16 protein-coding genes are annotated in these 23,490 nt (G+C 69.1%); 8 read left to right on the top strand and 8 right to left on the bottom strand.

The genetic code is table 11. The annotated features are described in order from the left end of the window. The 3 genes from AC3XYG_RS02685 to AC3XYG_RS02675 form a co-directional block, all read left to right on the top strand. Window positions 1-652: trypsin-like serine peptidase (locus AC3XYG_RS02685; RefSeq protein ID WP_489138265.1), on the top strand; the 652-nt coding region annotated here is incomplete at its 5' end. A 51-nt stretch (window positions 653-703) separates the two neighbouring features. Then, window positions 704-2,092: a 3' terminal RNA ribose 2'-O-methyltransferase Hen1 gene (locus AC3XYG_RS02680; protein WP_489138264.1), complete on the top strand. Its 1,389-nt coding sequence runs from the start codon at window positions 704-706 to the stop codon at window positions 2,090-2,092. Beyond that, a complete protein-coding gene (locus AC3XYG_RS02675; RefSeq protein ID WP_489138263.1) occupies window positions 2,089-4,671 on the top strand; it encodes a polynucleotide kinase-phosphatase in 2,583 nt (860 codons plus the stop codon). Before AC3XYG_RS02680 ends, AC3XYG_RS02675 begins: the two co-directional genes overlap by 4 nt. A 4-nt stretch (window positions 4,672-4,675) precedes the next feature. Here AC3XYG_RS02675 and AC3XYG_RS02670 read toward each other — a convergent pair whose 3' ends face one another. Both AC3XYG_RS02670 and AC3XYG_RS02665 read right to left on the bottom strand, forming a co-directional pair. Continuing rightward, window positions 4,676-5,521 carry an NAD-dependent epimerase/dehydratase family protein gene (locus AC3XYG_RS02670; RefSeq protein ID WP_489138262.1) on the bottom strand — a complete coding sequence of 282 codons (846 nt, stop codon included), beginning with the start codon at window positions 5,519-5,521 and terminating at the stop codon, window positions 4,676-4,678. A 46-nt stretch (window positions 5,522-5,567) separates the two neighbouring features. Next, the gene (locus tag AC3XYG_RS02665) at window positions 5,568-6,287 is read right to left on the bottom strand and encodes a glutathione S-transferase (protein WP_489138261.1); all 720 of its coding nucleotides are present in this window, start codon (window positions 6,285-6,287) and stop codon (window positions 5,568-5,570) included. 356 nt (window positions 6,288-6,643) lie between these two features. On the opposite strand from AC3XYG_RS02665, the gene AC3XYG_RS02660 reads away from it, so the two are divergent. Beyond that, window positions 6,644-8,314: a peroxidase family protein gene (locus tag AC3XYG_RS02660; RefSeq protein ID WP_489138260.1), complete on the top strand. Its 1,671-nt coding sequence runs from the start codon at window positions 6,644-6,646 to the stop codon at window positions 8,312-8,314. 75 nt (window positions 8,315-8,389) lie between these two features. Then, entirely contained in the window at window positions 8,390-8,785 is a 396-nt protein-coding gene (locus AC3XYG_RS02655; protein ID WP_489138259.1) for a hypothetical protein, read from the top strand. On the opposite strand, the gene AC3XYG_RS02650 is transcribed toward AC3XYG_RS02655, so the two are convergent. Both AC3XYG_RS02650 and AC3XYG_RS02645 read right to left on the bottom strand, forming a co-directional pair. After that, window positions 8,747-10,843: a BTAD domain-containing putative transcriptional regulator gene (locus tag AC3XYG_RS02650; protein ID WP_489138258.1), complete on the bottom strand. Its 2,097-nt coding sequence runs from the start codon at window positions 10,841-10,843 to the stop codon at window positions 8,747-8,749. The genes AC3XYG_RS02655 and AC3XYG_RS02650 overlap by 39 nt on opposite strands. Window positions 10,844-11,042: 199 nt before the next feature. Continuing rightward, complete coding sequence (locus AC3XYG_RS02645) at window positions 11,043-11,975, bottom strand: DMT family transporter (protein WP_489138266.1); 933 nt, start codon at window positions 11,973-11,975, stop codon at window positions 11,043-11,045. Between the two features lie 226 nt (window positions 11,976-12,201). Between AC3XYG_RS02645 and AC3XYG_RS02640 the strand changes: the two genes are divergently transcribed. Continuing rightward, window positions 12,202-13,539, top strand: coding sequence for a YcaO-like family protein (locus AC3XYG_RS02640; protein ID WP_489138257.1), 1,338 nt, complete (start codon window positions 12,202-12,204; stop codon window positions 13,537-13,539). Between the two features lie 17 nt (window positions 13,540-13,556). On the opposite strand, the gene AC3XYG_RS02635 is transcribed toward AC3XYG_RS02640, so the two are convergent. Both AC3XYG_RS02635 and AC3XYG_RS02630 read right to left on the bottom strand, forming a co-directional pair. Beyond that, complete coding sequence (locus AC3XYG_RS02635; RefSeq protein WP_489138256.1) at window positions 13,557-16,715, bottom strand: UvrD-helicase domain-containing protein; 3,159 nt, start codon at window positions 16,713-16,715, stop codon at window positions 13,557-13,559. A 7-nt stretch (window positions 16,716-16,722) separates the two neighbouring features. Then, complete coding sequence (locus AC3XYG_RS02630; RefSeq protein WP_489138255.1) at window positions 16,723-17,532, bottom strand: helix-turn-helix domain-containing protein; 810 nt, start codon at window positions 17,530-17,532, stop codon at window positions 16,723-16,725. A gap of 179 nt (window positions 17,533-17,711) precedes the next feature. Here AC3XYG_RS02630 and AC3XYG_RS02625 point away from each other — a divergent pair, with 179 nt between their 5' ends. After that, entirely contained in the window at window positions 17,712-19,940 is a 2,229-nt protein-coding gene (locus AC3XYG_RS02625; RefSeq protein ID WP_489138254.1) for a marine proteobacterial sortase target protein, read from the top strand. 186 nt (window positions 19,941-20,126) lie between these two features. Then, window positions 20,127-20,582: a class D sortase gene (locus AC3XYG_RS02620; protein WP_489138253.1), complete on the top strand. Its 456-nt coding sequence runs from the start codon at window positions 20,127-20,129 to the stop codon at window positions 20,580-20,582. Here the strand turns inward: AC3XYG_RS02620 and AC3XYG_RS02615 are convergent. Both AC3XYG_RS02615 and AC3XYG_RS02610 read right to left on the bottom strand, forming a co-directional pair. Beyond that, window positions 20,548-21,288, bottom strand: coding sequence for a DUF72 domain-containing protein (locus AC3XYG_RS02615; protein WP_489138252.1), 741 nt, complete (start codon window positions 21,286-21,288; stop codon window positions 20,548-20,550). The two genes, AC3XYG_RS02620 and AC3XYG_RS02615, sit on opposite strands and share 35 nt — an antisense overlap. A gap of 156 nt (window positions 21,289-21,444) precedes the next feature. After that, entirely contained in the window at window positions 21,445-23,160 is a 1,716-nt protein-coding gene (locus AC3XYG_RS02610) for a hypothetical protein (RefSeq protein WP_489138251.1), read from the bottom strand. Window positions 23,161-23,490 lie beyond the last annotated feature (330 nt).

Here is a 23,490-nt window from a genome sequence, read left to right as displayed (position 1 = left end):
CCTCGGCACAACCGATCGGCGTATGCCGGTGAACGGCACCGAAGCCCCCAGGCGCAGCCTGGTGAAGGTGCAGACCAGCACCGGCGCCCGCTGCACCGGTTCGCTGATCGCCCCCCGCCGTGTTCTCACCGCCGCCCATTGCCTGTTCAACCGCCGGACGCAGCATTTCCTGCCGACATCCTCACTGCACGTCCTGTTCGGCTATTCCCGCGGGCAATATCTGGAACATGTGCGGGTGTCCGGCGTCATCCGCGCCGATGCCTATGACCCGCTGCATCCGACGCAGGCCTTCCCGGCCGATTGGGCGGTGCTGGTCCTGACAGCGGATGCCCCGGCCGACACACCGCCGCTGGCCGTCGCCCCCGATATCCCCCCGGTCGGCACCGCGGTCGCGCTGGGCGGCTACAGCCAGGACCGGGCCGAGATCATCACCGCCGACACCAGCTGCACGTTGCTCGGGACCGACCAGATGGCGAGCGGCCTGGTGCTGGTGCATGACTGCACCGGCACCCGTGGCACCAGCGGCAGCCCCTTGCTGACCCTGAAGGACGGTCAGTGGCAGGTGGTCGGGATCGCCGTGGCCGGGTCGCTCGAGGCCATGCCGCTGAACCTGGCGGTCCCGGCCTCGGCCTTTGCCGCGGCGCTGCGCTGAACAGGCCGGCGGCCCCTTCCCGGCATCGCCGCGTTCGGCTAGAGAAATTTCATGTTCCTCTCGATTGCCACGACCCATTCTCCCGCCACCGATCTCGGCTTTCTGCTGCACAAGCATCCGGACCGGGTGCATGAGACCGAGCTGTCGTTCGGCAAGGCCCATCTGTTCTATCCGGAGGCCACCGCCACACGCTGCGAAGCGGTGCTGCTGCTCGAGGTCGATCCGGTCGGGCTGGTGCGGGGTCGCGGCTCCGGCGAAGGGCTGGTCGACCAGTATGTCAACGACCGGCCCTATGCCGCCTCGTCCTTCCTCTCGGTCGCCCTGATCCGCACGCTGAAGACGGCGATGGCCGGGATCTCGAAGGATCGTCCGGACCTGGCTGCGGGGCCGATGCCGCTGGAGGCCCGGGTCGGCCCGCTGCCGGCCCATGGCGGCGAGCCCCTGGTCCGTGCCCTGTTCGAACCGCTGGGCTGGACTGTCGCGGTCGAGCCCGTCCCCGGCGCGGATGGCCGGGCGGCGTCCCGCTACGTCACCCTGGCGCTGTCGGGCACGGCGCGGCTCAGTGCCCTGCTGAACCACCTTTATGTGCTGATCCCCGTGCTGGACGACGAGAAGCACTACTGGGTCGGTGAGGACGAGATCGCCAAGCTGCTCGCCCGCGGCGAAGGCTGGCTCGACAGCCATCCGGCGCGGGAACTGATCGTCCGGCGCTATCTCTCCCATCGGCGGTCGCTCGCCCGGCTGGCGCTGGCCCGGCTGGTGCCGGAGACGCGTGAGGAGGAGGCGGAGACCGGCGCGGTCGCCACCCGCGAAGACGGGCTGGAGGCGCTGATCCGCCTGCACGACCAGCGGCTGGCGGCGGTAGCCGCGGCGTTGCAGGAGAACGGCGCCAGGGTCATCGCCGATCTCGGCTGCGGCGAAGGCAGACTGCTGGCGCGGCTGGTGCGGGAGCGCTGGGTTGAGCGCCTGATCGGCGTCGATGCGTCGGCGCGCGAACTGGAACGGGCGGAGCGCCGGCTGAAGCTGGGCCAGCCCGGCGGCCCGCCCGACGGCCGCATCACCCTGCTGCACGGGGCGCTGACCTATCGCGACCGGCGTTGGGCCGAGGCCGATGCCGTCGCCCTGGTCGAGGTGATCGAGCATCTCGACCCCGACCGGCTGCCGGTGCTGTCCCAGGTGGTGTTCGGCGAGGCCCGGCCGCGTCTGGCGGTGGTGACCACGCCGAATGCCGATTACAACGCGCTGTTCCCCAGCCTGGATGCCGGCGCCTTCCGCCACCCGGATCATCGCTTCGAATGGCGCCGCGCCGAATTCGCCGCCTGGGCCGAAGCCGTGGCGGCGACATACGGCTACACCGTCACCTACGGCGATATCGGGCCGGTCGACGCGCAGCACGGCGCGCCGACGCAGATGGCGACGTTCAGGAGGGCCGCATCGTGACACGCTCGCCCGATCCCTCCCACATCGACATCCCTGATTTCGCGCTGATCGTCCTGATCGGGTCGACCGGCTCGGGCAAATCGACCTTCGCCGCGCGGCATTTCCGGCCGACCGAGATCATTTCGTCGGATCACTGCCGTGGCCTGGTGTCGGATGACGAGACCGACCAGGCCGCGACGGCGGATGCCTTCGACCTGGTCCGCGCCATCGCCGAGAAGCGCCTGAAGAACCGGCGCTTCACCGTGATCGACGCCACCAATGTCCGCGCCGCCGACCGCAAGGACTGGATCACGCTGGCCCGGCGCTGGCACGCCCTGCCGGTGGCCATCGTGCTCGACCCCGGCATCGATGTCTGCATCGAGCGCAACAAGGCGCGCCCTGACCGCCCGTTCGGGCCGCAGGTGGCGCAGCGCATGGTGTCCGAGATCCGCCGCGGCCTGGGCGGGCTGCAGCGTGAAGGCTTCCGCCAGGTCTGGCGTCTGACCTCGACGGAGACGATCGACGCCGCGACGATCGAGCGCCGGCCGCTGTGGACCGACAAGCGCGACGATGCCGGCCCGTTCGACATCATCGGCGACGTGCATGGCTGCGGCGACGAACTCGAGGCGCTGCTGCGGCAGCTCGGCTATGCCGTCGACTGGCACGACGCTGAAGATGGACGGCAGGTAACGGTCACCCCGCCGCCGGGGCGCAAGGCGGTGTTCGTCGGCGACCTCGTCGACCGCGGGCCCCGCACGCCCGACGTGCTGCGCATCGCCATGAGCATGGCGGCGGCCGGCACCGCCCATGCCGTCAACGGCAACCACGACCGCAAGCTGGCACGCTGGCTGGAGGGACGCGACGTCAAGATCGCGCATGGGCTGCAGCAATCGATCGAGCAGATCGAGGCAGAAGGCCCCGCCTTCAAGGCCACGATCAAGCCGTTCCTGGAGGGGCTGCTGAGCCATGTCTGGCTGGCCGGCGGCACGCTGGCCGTCGCCCATGCCGGGCTGAAGGCCGAGATGGTCGGCCGCGCCTCCTCGGCCGTGCGCGAATTCGCGCTGTACGGTGAGACCACCGGCGAGACCGACGAGTTCGGCCTGCCGGTGCGGCTGGACTGGGCGACGTCCTATCGCGGCGACACCGCCATCGTCTATGGCCATGTCCCGACGCTCGAGGCCGAATGGGTCAACAACACGATCTGCCTCGACACCGGCTGCGTCTTTGGCGGCAAGCTGACGGCGCTGCGCTGGCCGGAGAAGGAACTGGTGTCGGTGCCGGCCGACCAGGTGTGGAGCGAGCCGATCCGCCCACTGGCACCGGCCGCCGAGGATCGCAGCGCCCAGGCCGAGGCTGACGACCTGCTGGATATGGAGGACGTCACCGGGCGGCGCTGGGTCGAGACCGAACTGCGCGGCCGGATCGCCATCGCCGCCGAAAACGCTGCCGCGGCGCTGGAGGTGATGAGCCGGTTCGCGATCGCGCCGCAATGGCTGGCCTATCTGCCGCCGACCATGTCCCCGTCCGAGACCAGCGCCCGCGAGGATTGGCTGGAGCGGCCGGAGGAAGCGTTCGCGCATTTCCGCGAGCGTGGCGTCACCGAGCTGGTGTGCGAGGAAAAGCACATGGGCTCACGTGCCGTGATCGCCCTGTGCCGCGACGCCGCGACCGCCCGGTCCCGGTTCGGCGTGGCGGGCGACGCAATCGGCGCGATCTGGACCCGCACCGGCCGCGCCTTCTTTGCCGATCCCGCGACCACCGACGCCGTCCTCGCCAGGCTGGCCCGGGCGGTGGACGCCGCCGGGCTGTGGGCGGAACTGGAGACGCCGTGGCTGCTGCTGGACGCCGAGATCATGCCCTGGTCGGCCAAGGCCGGGGGCCTGATCGACAGCCAGTACGCGCCGGTGGCGGCTGCCAGCCGCTCCGGCCTCGCCGCGGCCACCACCGCCCTGGCCCGCGGGGTCGAGCGCGGCCTGCCCCTGGCGGCGCTGCATGAACGCTTCACCGAACGCGCCGTGCGGGCCGATGCCTATGGCCGGGCCTGGGCGCCCTATGTCTGGCCGGTCTCGGGGATCGACGACCTCAGGGTCGCGCCGTTCCATGTGCTGGCGGTCGAGGGCCGGGTCTGTTTCGACCGCGACCATGTCTGGCACATGGGCATCGCCGACCGGCTGGCCGCGTCGGGCGCACCGACCATCGCCGCGACCCGCTGGCGCCTGGTCAACCTGGCCGATGCCGCCGCCTGCGCCGACGCCATCGCGTGGTGGGAGGCGATGACGTCGGCCGGCGGCGAGGGCATGGTGGTGAAGCCGCGCGACTTCGTTGCCCGCGGCCCCAAGGGGCTGATCCAGCCGGCGATCAAGGTGCGCGGGCGCGAGTATCTGCGCATCATCTACGGGCCGGAATACGACCTGCCGGACAACATGGTGCGCCTGCGCCAGCGCAAGCTCGGCGGCAAGCGTACCCTGGCGCTGCGGGAATTCGCCCTGGGCCATGAGGCGCTGAAGCGCTTCGTCGCCCGCGCGCCGCTGCGCCGCATCCATGAATGCGTGTTCGGCGTGCTGGCGCTGGAGAGCGAACCGATCGACCCGCGCCTGTAGCCGGTTATGCGCTCCGCCATCCGTGGCGGGGCTCGTAGCCGAGCACGCGGCGGGCCTTTTCGATCGACAGCAGCGTCTCGTTCGGGCCGAAGGAATGCTTGTGCGGTACGCCCGGGAAGGTCGCGTCGAGCAGCGCCTGGTTCGGCGTGCTCATCACCGTGTCGGCGTTGGCGATGACGAAGATCTCGGCGCCGGTCAGCGTCGAGTCCACCGCCAGCCGGATCGCCTGGGCCGCGTCGCGCGCGTCGATATAGCCCCACAGATTCCACTTCCGCCGGGCCGGATCGGCATCGAAGGCCGGGAATTCGGCATAGCGCTCCGGGTCCATCACATTGGACAGGCGCAGGCCGATGATCTTGGCCTGGGGATCCCAGCGGCAGAACTGCTTCGCCATCTCCTCGCCCATCAGCTTGGACAGGGAATAGGCGCTCTCCGGCCGGCCGGGATACTCCTCGTCCACCGGCACATAGGGCGGCGGCGTTTCGAAGGGCAGGCCCAGCACGGTCTCGCTCGAGGCCCAGACGATGTTGCGGATCTTCAGCTGCCGCGCCGCCTCGAACACGTTGTAGGTGCTGACCGTGTTGGCGGCGAAGGTGACGTGGTTCGGCGCCAGGCCGGGCGCCCGGATCGCCGCGAGATGTACGATGCCGGTGACCTGCGACACCCGCTCATCGATGCCGGAGAGCGCCGCCATGGTCTGGCCGAAATCGGTCAGGTCGACCCGGCTGTGCCGGACCGATGGATCGGCCGGCGGTGCCAGGTCGACGGAGGTCACGTCATGACCGTGTTCGATCAGGTCCTTGACGCAGGCGCGCCCCGCCTGCCCGCTGCCGCCCGTGACGACGATCATCCGCTGGCCCTCCCTCACCCATGGCTCACTTGTCCGACAATCTATGTCAGGGATCGAGTTCCGGGTAGTGGCGGAAGATGCCGTCCTGGTTGAACGGGATGCGCCGCTTGGAGGCCAGGTATGTCTTGATCCGCGGCAGGGCCGCCACCCGGTCGGACAGCGTCACCAGAAGCGGATGCTTCGGCTCGATCCGCGCCATCGCCTTCGGGAAGGCATAGCGCAGGCCGGCGATCATCTGGAACAGCGACAGGTCGGCCGTGGTCACGCCGGCCCCGACCAGATGCGCGTCGCCCGCCGGGTTGCGCGCCAGCACCCGTTCGAAATAGCCGAGAAATTTCGGCACGCGATGGGCCAGGAAATCCGCGGCACGGCGCTTCGCCTCCGGCTTCTGGTCCTCGTAATACAGGCCGCTGCCGATCGGGTGATGGGTGTCGTGCGCTTCGACCAGGAAGTCGGCGATGGTCAGCTCCAGCTGGTGGGTCCACAGCCGGCCCCCCTCATCCTTCGGCGCCAGCCCGTGCCGGTCGCCCAGGAACAGCAGGATGTTGGCGGTCTGCCCGATCAGCAGGTCGCCGGCCTTGAGGTAGGGCGGCGCGAAAGGCGGCGCCTCCACCGCATCATCCTGCAGGAAATGCATCAGCCCCGGCAGGTCGTCGCCCTCGCCGCGGGCGACGTCGACATAGCCAGCCCCGGCCTGTTCGAGGGCGAGGCGGACGAACTCGCCGCGCCCCTGGATCTCCGGCCAGTAGTAAAGCTCATAGGTCATCGGTCCTGCCTCCTGATGATCGCCCCCGCCCCTTCTGCAACGGCGCCGGGCCTGGGTCGGATCCATTTCACGCTGGGTTCACGTCCCCCGGATAGGGTGCCGTTGCCGTCTCGCCCGGATGGTGTACACGTCGAGCCCCGTATCGGTCCGCATCGCATGATCCGACAGACTCCATCCTCTGGCATAGCTGTACCGAAGAGTTCGACCTCGACCGGCGCCTGCGGGACGCGTCGGTTGCCTCCGTACGGGCGCAATTCTGGAACAAGACGGTGGCCAGGGAACGAACCGGAAAAAGGAAGGGGAGGATAATGCGGCAACATGGGGGGCTGGGCTGCCCGTCTTTCGCGGCGGGAGCCGTGAAGGGGCTCAGCACAGGCGGCCTGTCGGGCGCAACGACGCAGCCGGCACGGGCACAGGCGTTCCGCAACTTCGGCTCTGCCGAAACACCGCCGGCGGCTGAGATTCATCGCCGGGCCGAGGAACCGCCCGCCGCGCAGGCGCTGATCGCCAAGCTGATCCGGCGGATGAACGAGCCGCACCGCTATGCCGACCAAGCCAAGGTGCATGGCGACCCCACCGACAATCCGCGCATTCCGGCCGGCTATACCTATTTCGCGCAGATCGCCGGGCACGACATCGTCCATGGCGCCATGACCGCCGTCAGCCTGGCCGACGGCAACCTGCCCCGGGTCAACCTGCGGACCCGGCCGCTGATCCTCGACACCGTCTATGGCAGCGGCCCGACCGAAGACCCGATCAGCTACGAGATCCCCGCCGCCCCCGGCGAAGGCCGCGAGAAGCTGCGCCTGGGCCACATCCGGGTCACCCAGTCCCACCGTCCCGGCTGCCCCATCCACACGGCCCGTGACATCCCGCGCGCCCGGATCGAAGACCTGAGCGACGCGCCGACCCAGGGCGCGGCCGACACGCTGCTGACCGATCCGCGCAACGACGACAACGTGAACCTGTCCCAGGTCACCACGCTGTTCCTGATGTTCCACAACGCCGTCGTCGACACGCTGCGCACGACCAATCCCTTCCCGGCGGAAACATCGCAGCAGGCGGAACTGCTGAGCTTCCTGCGCTTCGGCCTGGCCCGCCAGATCACGGCGTCGGTCTATCGCGGCATCGTGGTGAAGGATTTGCTGCCGCGCCTGATCCGGCCGCAGATCTGGGCGCTATACGACCAGGACCGGCCGCGGCCGCTGGTCGACCGGACCGACGGCCGGGTGCCGCTCGAATTCTGCGACGCCACCTACCGGCTCGGCCACGCCATGGTGCGGCAGAGCTATCGGATGAGCCGGCAGACCGAGACCTTCGGCGTCCGCGACGTGATCGAGACGTCGTCGGCGCGACGCAGCCGGGAGACGCCGATCCGCGACATCTGGGTGGCGGAATGGTCGCGCTTCTTCTCGATCGACGGGTCGCGGCCGCAGCACAGCCGGCGGATCGGGCCGTCCTACAACGCCGTCCTGCTGTACGATAGCCTGTTCAACAACGAATACCTGTCGGGGGCCGATGCGGTCGACGAGACCCTGTCGGGCCTGATGTACCGCGATCTCGTGCGCGGGTCGCTGAGCAGCCTGCGGACCGTCGCCTCGCTCGCCGCACTGCTGCCGTCCGAGGTGCTGGCCCATTCGCCGCTGCTGGCCGACCGTGAGCATCGCACCGCGACGCTGCGCGCCTGGCTGGACGCCGGAACGACGGTCACCTTCGACCCGGCCGAACGCGACGCGATCGCGGCGGACCCGCCGCTGCTGTTCTACCTGCTGTTCGAAGCGGCACAGGAAACCGATGGCAAGAGCCTGGGCACACTCGGCTCGATCATCACCGCCGATGTCTTCGCCGGATCGCTGGAGCACTCTCGCGACCTGGTGGAAGACGCCCGGGACCCGATCGCGGGCATCACCACCGAACAGGCGGTCGCCCATGTCTTCGGCAAGACCGTGCCGGCATCGATGAGCGAGCTGATCGTCTACATCGCCAAGGCGCTCAAGCTGGAAACCGTCGAGCCGCCATTCATCTGATCCAACCGGCGATCCGATCCAACCCATCGGCCCGCTTCCGCCGGACGCGGCCGATCATCACAGAGAGGGGAAGTCATGAGCGATAAAGACGAACTGAAGCCGATGAAGATCCTGGACTTCGAAGCGGCCGGTCGGAAGGTCGTGTTGTGGGCGCAGAAGCCGGAGACCCGGCCGGCCGACATGGCGGAATTCCGCCAGCAGCTGAAGGGCCTGGTCGATATCCCCGAGCGTTACGAGACGCTGGAGATATGCCAGGGCGACGACCACCATTTCATCCTGCGCCTGCCGCCCAACCGCCAGGTCTCGGAATCGGAGCGTCGCGCCAAGCTGCAGGCGAAGGAGAATCCGGGCGTGGCCTCCTACGACCCGCCGCATTTCTACACCGACATGCTGACCGGCCAGAAGCCGTTCGACAATATCGAGTTCTATTACTCACGCATCTCGGATTACACGATCCGGGGCTGCAAGTAGTTTCGATATCGGATTGAACGAAATGATCGCCGGGTCCTGGGGCACCAGCCCGGCGATCGTCAAGCCCTCCCGCAAGGCATCCCAGACCTTCCGGTCCGAGATGGGAAAACAGTGGAGAAGCCACTGGCCGATCTCGGCTTCATCCGGGGGTGCCGTGCCGAACCAGGTCGACCGGATCATCCCCGCAAACCGGGCGCCTTCGACACGCGCAGCCTGCGCATCACCTGCGAGGGCGTGGGCCGCGGCCTTCCATCCCCCGAGATAATAGAGCACGTCCCCGGCATTCTCCGCCGCCTCGACCGCCCCTTCATAGTCCTTGAGAATGAAGCGGATGCCGGACTGATAGGCCCAGTGCAGGCGGGAGATGCCGAGCCCGAGATCGAGCGCCATTTCCGCCGTGGCCGCTGCCTGTGCCAGATCCGAGCAATAGGCAAATCCAAGGGCGGCCGACACCAGGGTCCATGGATCATTGGAATTGAGATCGCAGGCGAGCCGATAGCTGACCGGGGCCTTCTCGAAATTGTCGGTCATCGCGTAGGCCCAGCCGAGGGCGAGGTGGGCCCGGGTGTCGAGCGGATCCAACTGGACCGCCATTTTCGCGAACTTCAGGGCTTCCTGGTGGCGGTCCATGGTCCGGCTCATGCCCGGAAACACCAGATGCCGCGAATTAAGGATCTGCACCAGGCTGGCATAGGCCGGCGCGAAGCTCGGCGCGTCCTCGATCAGCGAGCGGAAGATCGATTCAGCCCGCTCCTCGTCATCCGGGCGCCATTGGAAGCTCATGGAATGGCCGCGCAGCCAGCGATCGTGCAGGGCGAGGCTGAGTTCGGGGCTGCCGGCGATCGACGCCAGCCGCTCGCTCGACAGATTGATATCCAGGGCCCCTGCGATCCGGCGGATGATGCGCTGCTGTGCCGGGCGCCAACTGCGCTCGGCGATGACGAAGCGCTCGCTCCAGACGAAGCGGCCGTCGGCCGCATCCTTCAGGGTCAGGATGAATCGGGTGCCGGATTCCTCGTCGAACGCCGTGCCGTCGATGCGATAGGCGTTCGGCGCCTGCACCGGCATCAGGGCTTCACCGCCATCGATGATACTCCAGCCGCGAAACCGGACCAGGGACGCGATCAGGTCGTGGCGGAAGGCCCGGATCATGCCCCGGCGTTCCCGGGCAAGATCGGTCGTATCGAAATCGGTCACGATGATGGCCTGGCCTCGCCCCGGCGCGACGGCAAGCGGCGAGACGACGGCTGGTGCCACAGGGCTAGGCGCTGGTGGCGCGGCCTCGGCCAATGTCCGCTCGGGCGGCAGGGACAGGGCGATCTTCAGGTCGCCGAACTCTCCCCCCTTGACCTTCAGGATCAGCTCCTGCGTCTCCTGCGACGGTTCCATGCCGAACTCCTGGTCCAGCAGGTCCCACAACTCGCGATAGGCCCTGAGCGCGCCGCCCAAGTCGCCGAGGCGGGCGCAGGCCTCGATCACGGCGCGGCATCCAACCTCATGGGTCGGGTCCAGGTTGACGATCGCGGTGCCGATCCGCTTGACCGCGCGCGGATCGACCGTTGTCGGCAGCCGGTCCTCCAATTCGCGCAGGAACCGCTCCTGCAGGATCTGGCGCTGCACCAGCAGCCAGGCGCGGAATGCGGGATCGATGTCATCCAAACCGGCGAGGAAACTGTCCGGCAGGCGCTTCTCCGACAACAGGATCGCCGGGACGTCCCCCGCCTCCAGCTCCTTCAGGATGGCGAGGCAGTCGACATGCAGGAGGGTCAGGTCGACGCAGATGGTCAGGCGGTCGGCCACAAAGATGGATGGGCTGGGGGCGGCAACGGCGCGCCTGAGATCCGCGACCGTCTGGCGGAGCGAGGCCCTGGCCTTCTCCTCTTCGTATTCGCTCCACAGCAGGCCGGCCGTCCGCTCGCGACTTTCGCGACCATTCAAAGTCGTCGCGAGATAGGCGAGCAGGGCCTGGGACTTCCGATTGGCGATCGCGATCTGCACACCATCCGCGCGAAGCGATACCTGGCCCAGCGTGGTCAGACTGACCCGGGCTTCGCTCATCGACCCTATCGGCTGTATTTCCATCACCCGCCCAACGGCCGTGCGCCAACGCGCGACTTTCGTATCCTAAAATGCCGCCATACGAAAGAATCTGGCAAAGATCGATAGCACGGCCCCAGGGGAGCGCGCCCGCTGTTTTCTTCCCCGGGAGCGGACCGGGAAAAGCAGAAGGGCTGCGCGACACGCAGCCTCTCGATCATCACACCGCTGTCCGGTGCGGCTCCGGCAATGGCGGAGGCGCCACGGGAGGTCGGAGCCGGGATCTTGAAATCCGGGAGACTGCCTTGTCGTCACGACCTCGGCGCCATTTCCCGAAGCCGCTATAGGCGCCGCTGGCGATGATCAGGCCGCCGCCGAGCAGGCCGGCAGTCGAGAGCGGCTCCTGGAAGACCATGGCGCTGAATGCCGCAGCCCAGACGAAGATCGAATAGTCGATCACCGCCACATCCGACACGCCGCTCCTCCGCAGGCCGGCGATGTACAGCAGGTTGGCGACGCCCCCTGCCAGGCCCATGCCCAAGAAGGGCAGCCAATCCCCTGCGACGGGCCAAGCCCATCCGGCCGGGATCACCGCGGCCGCGGAGACGACCAGGATCGTGGTGTTGCCCCAGATCGCCGTCACGATGGGCGGATCGGACCGGCTGAGGCGTTTGGTGGTCACGGCGGCCAGCGCGTAGAACACTGCCGACAGAAGCGCCAGGACGGCATAGAGGCTCAGGCCGGCCCCATAGGGTTGCACGATCAGCAATCCGCCTGTGATGGCGACCGCGATCGTGGCGTAGAGTTCCTTGGACGATCGCTCGTGCAGGACATGGACGCCGAACAACGCCATCAGCAGCGGCGCCACCAGGGAAATCGCCGTGGCGTCGGCGAGCGACAGCCGGGTCAGGCTAAAGAAGAAGGTGGCCGAGGCAGCCGCCATCAGGCCACCGCGCAACAGTTGCAGGGCCGGAGCCTTGGATCGGACGGCGGACCATCCCCTGGCCGTTCCGAGATGGTACTGCGCGAAGATCGGCAGGAATCCGACCACCGCCCGGAGCAGGACGATCTCCGCGACCGGATAGTCACGGCTCAGATACTTCGCGAAGGCATCCATCGTCGCGAAACCCCCCACGCCCAGGGCGTAGAGCAGAAGACCGTGGATGTGTCGCCGAGAGGTGAAGATGGCCGATCTCCCAAAGGCCAGACCGTCGGAGATCGCGGCTCCCTTTGATGTCTGGTAGCTTGCCTCGGTCCGCGTTTGCCGCCATCGACCAGGCTCGATAGAGATAGCCGCCGATTGCGGCAGCGGCGCGGCCGGAGGGCGGCCCGTTCATGTCGAACTGCGACACCGTGCCCCAAGATCAAGGAGACCCGGAGTGCAGGACGGATGGAGAGGCCCGCCCTATCTCGAGGCGGCGAAGGCCCTGGCCGGCGACAGAAGCCCGGGCCCGGAGGCGGCCCAGTTCCTCGATCTGCTCGGCTATGCCGGAGAGCAGTTCTCCCCCGCCGAGACCGGCAACCGGATCGGGTTGCTCCGCTTCGCCGCCCGGATGAGCACCCTGCTGCCCTATCGCGGCCCGGATGCGCCGGGGCTGCTGTTCTTCCTCGGCATGTTCGACGCGAGTGCCTTCGTCGGCTGGGGCCAGGAGGACGCGGTGGTCAGCACCATCGGTGCCGATCCGCAGCCCGGGCGGGCCTTCGAAGCCGCCGTTGGCGAGGCGATCGAATACGCCTCGCAGCTGCAGCGCGGCGACGAGCCGCTGCATCGGGCCGCTGCAATGCCCGGAGCCTTTTCACAAACCGAACGATCGGCGCTGGCGGGCATGCTCTGTCTCGACAACCCCGATGGGCTGTCGGCGCTGGACTGGCTGCCGGCGCGGCGCCTGGGCGACTGGGCCGAGAGCGCCCTGCCCGCCGATCTGTGCCTGCGTCGCCTGCCCTCCGCGAGCGTGGCGCAATCGGCCGCGCCGCTCAGCATCGGCTGCGCTGCCGGCCCGACCCTGGATGAGGCGGTGCTGGGCGGGCTGCTGGAGCTGGTCGAACGCGACGCCGCCGCACTGTGGTGGCGTGGCGGCGACAAGGCAGCGGCACTGGCTCTGGACGGAGAGGCCGCGCGGCAGGCGACGGAGCTGCTGCATGAGATCCGCCGCGGTGCCGATCGGCGCGCGACCTGGCTGCTCGACATCACCAGCGGCATCGGGATCCCCTGTGTCGCGGCGCTGTCGGTCGACCGCGACGGCGGCCAGATCGCCTGCGGGCTGTCCGCCGGGCTGTCGCCGGCACAGGCCGCACGATCCGCCATCCGGGAGATGGGCCAGTACGAGCTGGCCTATCACCTGATCGAGGTCAAGCGCCGGGCCAATCCCGGCCACGAGCTGAACGCGCAGGAGCGGGAGCAGATGCAGCGCGGGGCGGAGATCCTGCCGGACGACGAGCCGCTGCTGCAGCCGGCACTGGCCCCGCGCCGCTATACCGGAAACGACGGCATGGAACCGGCCGACGCCATCGCCTGGGTCGTATCGCGCCTGGCAGACGCCGGCTTCCAGGCCCATGCCGTCGACCTGACTCGGGCGGAGTTCGGCATCCCGGTCGCCAAGGTGGTGGTGCCGGGGCTGCAGCTGGACCCGTCCGAGATGGTCACGCCGCGGCTGCTGGAGCGGCTGCGCGCCAACAGCCTGCCGGACCAGGCTCTGTCCCGGCTGTCTCTTCACTGACGGGATCGGATGGTCGACTAGAACAGGGTGAGCTGCGTCTCGGCCGGTCGGCGCGGCCGCGGGTCCTGGCGGCGATGGGCCAGCAGTTCGGCCTCGATTTCGCCCAGGAAGGGTGACGGCTCGAACCGGACCATGCCACCGCGCCAGCGCCGTTCGCGCGCCCGGCACAGGAACAGCCGGTCCATCGCCCGGGTCATGCCGACATAAAACAGCCGCCGCTCCTCCGCCACCGCGGCCGGGTCGGCCTCGCCGAAGCGCAGCGGCAGCACGCCGTCTTCCAGACCCAGAATGAACACCACCGGGAACTCCAACCCCTTGGCGGCGTGCAGGGTCAGCAGCGATACCCGGTCGGCGCGCGGGTCCCAGAAATCCGCTTCGGTCGCCAGGGCCACCGCGGCCAGGAATCCGGTGCGGTCGTCGTCCTCCTGCCGGGACGCGATCAGCAACAGGCGCTGCAGCGCCGCGGTGGCCGCGACCGGATCGGCGCCATCCTGGCGCAAGCGCTCCGCCGCCCGCTGCAGCTGCTGCGTCAGTGCCCCCTCTTCCGCCGTGTCCGCCAGCGCACCGAGCAGCGCCCGGACCGCCGGATCGTCGGCCAGCGGCACCAGCGAGCTGCGCTTGAACGGCATGCCGGCGCGGCCCAGCGCCTCGGCCACCGCCTCCGCCTGGGCGTCGGTGCGGTACAGCACGGCGATGTCGGCGAAGCCCAGCTGGTCATTTGTGCGTCCGTCCGACCGGCCACTGTCGATCGAGAAGAAGCTGTGGCCGCCCAGCAGGGCCTCGATTTCCGCCACCACGAATTCGGCCTCGGCCTTGTCGCCGGCTGCGGCGTGGACCGAGATCCGGTCCTGCATCGCCCGCACGATCTCCGCCGCCGGCTCTGTCCGCCCATCCGCGCCGATGAAGCGCGACGCCGCGGTGACGATGGTGCCGGTGGAGCGGTAATTGCGGCGCAACCGGACCGTGGCGGCGCCGGGATGGTCGACATGGAAGCGGTCGAAGCAGGACGCGTCGGCGCCACGGAAGCCGTAGATCGCCTGGTCGGGGTCACCGATGACGCAGAGATTGCCGCCCGGCGGCACCAGCAGCGACAGCAGCCGGACCTGGCTGTCGTCGACATCCTGGAATTCGTCGACCGAGACATGGCGGAAGCGGTCGCGATACAGCGCGATCAGGCCCGGATCCGCCTCCAGCGCCGCGATCGGCCGGCCGACCAGATCGTCGAAATCGATCCAGTTGCGCAGCGCGAGCGCCGCCTCGTACCGCGCCAGGGCTTCGGCGAGGTCGAGATCGGCGGCCACGCCGGTGCGCTTGGTGCGGGAGACGGCGCGCAGCAGCCGCTCGGCCTTGCGTTCGGAGATTTCCAGCAGCTCGCGCAGCAGGGCCGTGCGTTCGGCCTCGCTCGCCACCTTGAAGTCGCGGTGCAGCCCGGCCGCCTCGCCATGCTCGCGCAGGATGGCCAGGCCGAGCGAATGGAAGGTGTGGATCGGCATGCCTGCCGCCGCGCCGGGCAGCAGCACCTCCAGCCGCTCCCGCATCTCCGCCGCCGCCCGCCGGGTGAAGGTGATGGCGAGGCAGGCATCGGGCGCGACGCCGTGCTCGGCGACGAGATGGGCGATGCGGTGGGTCAGCGTCCGCGTCTTGCCCGAGCCGGGCCCGGCGACAATCAGCAAGGGCCCATCCACCATTGCCGCGGCGGCGCGCTGGTCGGGGTCGAGGCGGTCGAGCAGGCCGGGGGCAATCTCCACGCCGTCATTGCGAGGAGGCGAAGCCGACGAAGCAATCCAGGGGCCAGTGCGTGCGGCCTCTGGATTGCTTCGCTGCGCTCGCAATGACGGTTCTGGAGGGGTCTGGGCCGGTTTCTCCATCCCCGCCCGCAGCTGCGGCAGGTCGAACAGCAGGCCGCCGGCGGTGCGGCTCTTCAACTCCTGCGGCTCGAACAAGCGGATCACGCCGTATTCGCCGTCATAGCCGGCGTCGCGGATCACCTGGCCCTTGCGCAGCCGGGTCACCGCTTCGGCCAACAGCTCGGATTCGGCGCGGGCGATGTCCTCGACCGGCACCTCGCCCAGGATCGACAGCTCCGACCCCAGCGTGCCGACCACCCGGTCGTAGCTGCGCTCGACCGTCTTGCTGGCCGGCCCGCTGCCCAGCAGTTCGGACAGGATCTCGGGCAGCGGCACCAAGCTGGTGACCTCGCCGGCGGTGGTCGGCGGCAGCGCCTCCGCCTCGGTCCGGTCGGCCAGGCGGTCGATCCGGTGCGACACGCCGATGGTCAGGGGCTGGCCGCAGACCGGGCAGCGGCCGCCCAGCGCCAGCGTCTCCTGCGGGCTCAGCCGGACGTCGCATTTGCGGTGGCCGTCGGCGTGGTACTTGCCCTCCTCCGGGAAGAACTCGACCGTGCCGACATAGCCGTCGCCGGTCTCCAGCGCCCGGCGGATGGCGAAGTAATCCGGGTCGCAGTCGAATGCCGTGGCCTCGCGCCCCAGCTTGCCCGGCGAATGCGCGTCGGAGTTCGAGGTCAGGCGGTAGCGGTCGAGGAACGACACCCGCCAGTTCATCGCCGGGTCGGAGGACAGGCCGGTCTCGACCGCGAAGATGTGGTCCGACAGGTCGCCATAGCAGTCGGCAATGGAGTCGAAGCCGGATTGCGATCCCAGCGCCGCGAACCACGGTGTCCAGATATGGGCCGGCACCAGATAGGCGCCGGGCCCGGAGGCGAGCGCGACCTCCAGCAGGTCGCGGGAATCGAGACCCAGGATCGGCCGGCCGTCGGAGGCGATGTTGCCGATCCGCGCCAGGCTGGCCTGCAGCCGGTCGATCGTCTCAAAATCCGGCCCGTAGATCAGGTGGTGGATCTTCCGGGTGCGGTCGCCCTTCTTGTAGATCGTCGAGATCTCGGTCGACAGCATGAAGCGGACCGAGTTGCGGCATGGCGCCGGCAGCGTCGCCATCACCCCGGCCTCCAAATCCGGCCGCAGCCGGAACAGGCCCGGCGTGTCCGGCACCAGCTTGTCCTTCAGCTCGGCCAGCCAGACCGGGTGGACGCAGTCGCCGGTGCCGACCACGCCGATGCCCTTGCGCGCCGCCCAATGCGCCAGGTGTTCCAGGTCCAGGTCGCGGCTGGTCGCCCGCGAATGCTTGGAATGGACATGCAGGTCGGCGTGAAAGCGCATCAGCCGCTCAATCGGTCAGGGGCAGGAACCGGGCGAAAGGCTCTTCGATCGTGCGCCGGAGATAGTCGCGATAGCGGGCGTGGCAGGCATGGTCGGGACCGATCCGGCCGAACTCCGCCGCGCCCGGCGCCGCCATCATCGGCACGAACACGATCGGCGTGGCCACCGGCGTCAGCTGCGATCCCGGCCCGGCCTGCAGCGTGGTCAGAATGCCGTGCATCTCACCGGCGATGGTCGGGCGGCCGACGATCACCATGCGGTACTGCCCGTGCGTGTTGGTGACGAGATAGATGTGCCCGGACTGGTTCGGCACCGAGACCGAGCCATGCTGCGTGAAGGCGGCGTCGATGCGCTCGGCCTCGCGGAACGACAGATGCGACACCGCATCGTCCCAGAAGATCTCGGTGCGATAGGCGTAGATCGCCCGGCGGTCGCCCAATGACGGCCGCAGCGTCAGATACACCCCTTCGATCCAGGACACCGCGGGCCGGACATAATAGCCAAGATCCGCCGGCGCGATCCCGGACGGCGCGGCCGGCGGCGGTGCCGCGGCCGGGGCGGCGACGGTCGGCAGGCGCATCTCCGGATGCCGCAGCTTGACGCCCAGCGCCTCCTCCAGCCGGATCAGCGTGGCCAGGGTGAAGGGCCGGCGCCCGGACAGCGCCTTTTCCAGCGTCGAGATGCTGATCTTGGCCTCGTCGGCCAGGAACTGACGCGAGATCCGGCGGCGGGCGAGCTCTTCCCGCACCAGGCCGGCGACGGCGCGGCTCTGTTCCTCCGACAGCTCATGCTCGGCCGGGTTGGTCAGCGACCCCACCAGGACGTCCTCCTCCGGACAACTCCGCACCGATCCGCACAAGGCGGTGCGGAGCAAGACCTATCCCGACCATGGCCTGCCGAACAAGCCGGATCATCACCGTGGCCGGACAAAGCCCGGCGGACCGACAAGAAACCCAGACGCCGCGGGGACGGCTGGTGGTTTTCCAGGAGGGTTTCATGGGTCCGACGACTTCGAAGCAGGCACCAGGGCTGTGGCCGTCTTTCCAGGCCAGGTTCGGCCACACCGCGCCCTTGCTGCTGCTGTCGCTGCTGCTGGCGATCGTGACGCTGTTCGCCGCCGCGCACCCGGCCCGGGCGGAAGTCGCTCCCGGCCTCGTGACCCCCGGCGAGGTGCAATCCGGCGCCTTGCTGTTCCGCGCCACCGAGAAGGGCCGCTATGTCGAGGCGCCGCGCCTGGGCACCGATGTCGACCTGACCGTCAGCGGCCCGACGGCGCGGGCCCGTGTCACCCAGCTGTTCCGCAACCCGACCGCAGGCTGGGTCGAGGCCGTCTACGTCTTCCCCCTGCCGGAGGATGGCGCGGTCGACACGATGAAGATGGTGGTCGGCGATCGGGTCATCACCGGCGACGTCGCAGCCCGCGAGGATGCCCGCCGGAGCTATGAGGCGGCGAAGGCGGCCGGCCAGACCGCCGGGCTGGTCGAGCAGGAGCGGCCGAACCTGTTCACCACCTCGGTCGCCAATGTCGGGCCGGGCGAGACCGTGCTGATCCAGATCGAGTACCAGCAGAGCGTGCACCAGTCGGCCACCGACTTCTCGCTGCGGGTGCCGCTGGTGGCCGCGCCGCGCTACAGCCCCGAAGCGATGGCACAGGGTGATGCGGTGCCGGATCAAGACCGGATCACCCCGCCGGTCCTGGACCCGCGGACGAGCACGCCGCTGAACCCGGTGACGCTGACGGTGCGGCTGCAGGCCGGCTTCCCGATCGGCACCGTGGTCAGCGCCAATCATGCCGTCGACATCGACTCGCCGAGCCCGGACGCCCGAGTGATCCGGATGAAGGGCCCCGTCCCGGCCAATCGTGACTTCGAGCTGAGCTGGACGCCGGCCGCCGGCACCACGCCCTCGGTCGGGCTGTTCCACGAGACCGTCGCCGGCGACGACTATGTCCTGGCCGTGGTGACCCCGCCGGCGCAGGTGCAGACCGAGGACAAGCGGCCGCGCGACGTGGTCTTCGTTATCGACAATTCCGGCTCGATGGGCGGCACCTCGATCGCCCAGGCCAAGGCCAGCCTGCTCTATGCCCTCGGCCGGCTGTCCCCTGCCGACCGCTTCAACGTGGTGCGGTTCGACGACACCCTGGACGTGCTGTTCCCGGACGCAGTGCCGGCCGATGCCGAGCATATCGACACCGCCCGCAGCTTCGTCTCGGCGCTGGAGGCCACGGGCGGCACCGAGATGGTGCCGGCGATGCAGGCCGCTTTGACTGATAAGACCGGGGCCGACCACGGCGACGACGGCACCCCGCGGCTGCGCCAGGTCGTGTTCCTGACCGACGGCGCGATCGGCAACGAACAGCAGCTGTTCGACCCCATCGCTGCCCTACGCGGCCGGTCGCGGGTGTTCATGGTCGGCATCGGCACCGCCCCGAATTCCTACCTGATGAGCCGCGCTGCCGAGCTGGGCCGCGGCACCTTCATCCAGATCGGGTCGGCCGACCAGGTGGAGGAGCGGATGCGCAGCCTGTTCGAGAAGCTGGAAAGCCCCGTGGTCACCAACCTGTCGGGCCGCTTCTCGGCCGGTCCGGCCGATGCGACGCCGGACAGCTTGCCCGACCTGTATCGCGGCGAGCCGGTGGTGCTGGCGGCGAAGCTGGCCGCGCTGTCCGGTACGGTCGAGGTCAAGGGCATGATCGGCGACCAGCCCTGGGCCGTCACCCTGCCGGTGGCGCAAGCCGTCCAGGGCGCCGGGCTGTCGAAGCTGTGGGCCCGGCGCAAGATCGCCGATGCCGAAGTGGCGCAGACCTTGGGCCAGATCACGGCTGACCAAGCCGACCAGCGGATCCTGGCGCTGGCCCTGCAGCATCATCTGGTGACCCGCCTGACCAGCCTGGTCGCGATCGACCAGACGCCGCGCCGGCCGGCAGGCGCCAAGCTGAACCGCAACGACCTCCCGCTCAACCTTCCGGCAGGCTGGGATTTCGACACGGTGTTCGGCGCCAGGGCCCAGTCCGCGCCGGAATTCCGCGAGGCCGCGCTGCTGCTGCCCGCCGCGGCCCGCACCAATGCCCCCGAAGCCGCCCGCAAGCCGGTTCCGATCGAGGAGGTGGTGCTGCCGGCCACGGCGACCGACGCCGAGCTGCGGATCATCATCGGTGCGCTGCTGTTGCTGGCCGGCATCGCCCTCGCCCGGTTCAGCCGCCGGTCGACGGGAGAAAAAGCATGAGCGCGACGATGCCGTTGTCTCACCCGCTGGCCGGCCAGCGTCCGTCCCGGCAGCCCCTTCGGCCCCGCCGTGCCCGGCCCCGGCTGCGGATCGCCGCCCTGCTGCTGGTCCTGGTCGGGCTGGGGCTGGCCGGACAGGGCCTGTGGATCCACGCCAAGGCGGCGCTGGCCCAGGTGCTGCTGGACCATGCCTTCGCCGAGACCCTGGCCGGTGGCGCGGATCGACCTGCCGCGGATCGGCCGCAGCGCCATCGCGCTGGCCGGCAGCAGCGGCCAGGCCCTGGCCTTCGGCCCCGGCCATGTCGCCGACACGCCGGAGGCCGGCGACCCCGGCACCGCCGTCTATGCCGCCCATCGCGACACCCATTTCAGCTTCCTGAAGCAGGTCGCGGTCGGCGACGAGATCGACGTCACCCGCCGCGACGGCCGCCGCGTCACCTTCAAGGTCACCGGCACGCGGGTGGTGACGTGGGACGTCTCCGGCATCGACCCGCAGGCGCCCGGCCGCAATCTGGTGCTGGCCACCTGCTGGCCGTTCAACGCCACCATCAGCGGCCCCTATCGCTATCTCGTCGAGGCGGAGGCGGTGGAACCGGTGCGGCCGACCCTCACGGCGGATGCGACGCCGCATCGGCAACACTGAGCGCATTGCCCGGCGCGGCGAAGGCCTTGGTGTTGTCGAAGATGCACCAGGCCGGAATGCCCGCCGTCCGATGCGCCTCCAGTTGGCGGTGCAGGGCGGCCAGGGCAGCGGCATCGTAGTTCGACACATAGATCTGGGGCGACCCGTGCAGCCGATAATAGACCAGCCCGTCCCAACCACCCGGTTCATCCGCGCCGGGCACGGGCGGCGGGTCGGCGGCGACCCGGGCGACCTGTAGCTTCGTGAGCAGGGCCTCTACCCCCGGTACGAACCAGCTGGCATGCCGCGGCTCGCAAACTATCGGGACATCGATGCGATGGCTTAGGGCGGCGAGGAAGCCTTCCAGCGTCCCGGCCTCGAACGCCAGGCTCGGCGGCAGCTGGACCAGGAGGACGCCGAGCTTTGGCCCCAGCCCCTCGACCTCGGCTGCGAAGCGGTCGAGCAGGTCGTCGCACTCCTCCAGGCGGCGTGTGTGGGTGATGGATTTCGGCACCTTGACCGAGAAGCGGAAGCCCGCAGGCACGCTCGCCGCCCAGCGCTCATAGGTCGCGCGGCGATGCGGACGGTAGAAGGAGGAGTTGATCTCCACCGCGTTCAACCGCCGGGCATAGCGTTCGAGATGCGAGCCTTCGTCCGGAAAGCGCCCGGCATAGTGCTTCGGCACACTCCAGCCGGCCGTGCCGATGAAGAATGGTGCTTCGGTCATCCAGCAGGTAACGCGTCGACAACGGCTTTTGTCGACGGCCCGGCCACGGCAATCCCACACCGTCATCGCGAGCCCCGCAAGGGGCCCTTACGTTAAGAACGGGCGATCCAGCGGCTCGATCTCTGGATCGCCGCGTCGCCCCGGCCGGGAGGCGGCTCATGGCTGCGTCGGATAGAGCCGGCCCAGCACCGCGGTGACCGCCTGCAGCGGCGCTTGGCGCAGATGCAGCGGAAGGCCCTTGATGGCCTCCATCAGATCATCATGAGCCTCGGTCCACGCCGCCTCGTCCGGCAGCTTGTCCAGTTGCACGGCCAGATCCTCGATCACCCTGCCACGCTGCTCCACCGGGCAGGTCACGGCAAGCATCCGGAGATCGGCATGCGCATCGATCCGGTCCTGCCCCTGCGGCAGATCGTCGATCTGGAGAGCCAACAGGGACAGCGCCAAGTCCCGTTTGTGCACGGGAATCTCCGGAACAAGCTGCCGGAGGGCCTTGTGCCCTTCGATCCGGGCGGCCCCTTCCGACAGACCGCCCAACTGCCGGACCAGCGCCTCGACCACCTCCGCGCGATCATCCTCCGGAATATCGGCGACAAGACCGCGAAGCGCGGCATGCGCCTCGGTCCGGTCGGGCCCTTCCGGCAGAGCCTCGATCCGGTCGGCCAGCGTTCCCAGGACCGGCCCCCATATCCGCCGGGGGAGTCTGGCGAGAAGCTGCCGGAGATCCCTGTGCGCCGCGACCCGGGCCTGCCCGTCCGGCAACCTGTTCAGTTGCCGGGCCAGCAGTTCGACCACATCGGCGTATTCGTCTTCCACACCGTCCGGCAGCGGCCCCTCCTCAGCAAGGCTGTCGGCGACGAGCCGCCGAAGAGCCGTATGGGCCTGGGCCCGTGCACCGCCCTCCGGCAACTCGACCACCTGCCAGACCAGCTTATCGAGCGGTCCTGCGCGCAGGCCTTTCGATAGCTTCGAGACCTCCCGCCGGACGGCCGCATGGGCCTGGACCCGGTCATCGCCCGGCCGCAGCCAGGCGATCGCGCTGGCAAGCCATTCCAGCGGCTCGGCGCGCTGATCGTCCGGGACCGTCGGAATGTGCTGCAGGGCGGCGGCATGCGCCATGACCTGGTGCTCTTCCAGCAAAAAACGGATCTGGGGCACCAGCCTGACCAGCACAAAGGCGCGTTGTTCCGCCGGAATCTCGCCGATCACCCCCTCGACGTCCACATAGGACGGGAACCGCGCCGGCTGCGACAGGATGCCGATCTGTGCCGCCAGAACGGCCAGCGGTTTGCCCCGATGTTGCGGCAGCAGCACGGCGTTCGGCGAAACGATGGCGTCGTACAGCCGATCGAACAGCAGCCAGCGCTCCGCGGCCAGGGCCTCGTCCTGAAACCCCAGCTGCACCTGGCCGAGCCGGATGGCGATCTCCGTCACCAGGTCTTCGCGGAGAGAGGAGCGATCACCCTCGGCGACCGGCATGGCCTCAAATTCGAGCCGTAGCGCAGCCACCGTCGTCCTGCCGCGAACGGCATCGATCCGGTGATCGATCTCGACGGCAGGCCCGAGCAGACGGGACTGGGTCTCCGATGTCCGTGCCAGCGCCTCGAGGTTGGACGGATCGAGCATTTCCCCGATCCGCTGCTGCAGTTCGACGGGAAGCTCCTGATAGTCCGGAAACCCGGATTCACGCGCCAGACGGTACTGGATGTAGAGCGTTTCGGCGTCGGTGACCGCCACGTCACCTTCGGTGCGACCAAGAAGCCGGGCAAGCTGGGTCGTGAAGGCCGGTTGCAGAGTGCCCCATTGCTTCCTTGGGAGGGTGCTCGCATAGCGTTCGAAATCCCGATCATCCCCCACGATGGCGGATGCCATCCCCATCAGACCAGGCGCCGCCTGGTCCAGGGACGCTACGCCGATGATCTCAGCAAGCCACCGCTCGCGTTCCGGGTCATCCCTGCCGTCTCCAATGGCAGCCCAGGGCCTGCCCGTCGGCAGCGTTTTAGGTCGGAGCGGCGGTGTGCGGGAATGCGGACCGCGCATGATGGCATGTGCCGGCCGGTGCGTGGTCTGGCACCCGTCAGATCTGATGCCGGCGGATGTTGAGCAGGATCTTATGCAGGGTGGCGGTGAAGGCCTGGTATTCCACGGCATCGACGCCGTCGAGCATCCGGCCGAACAGGCCGTGCATCACCGGCCAGATCC

Source organism: Inquilinus sp. (genome assembly GCF_057815775.1).
This window is presented reverse-complemented; position numbering and strand designations above follow the sequence as displayed.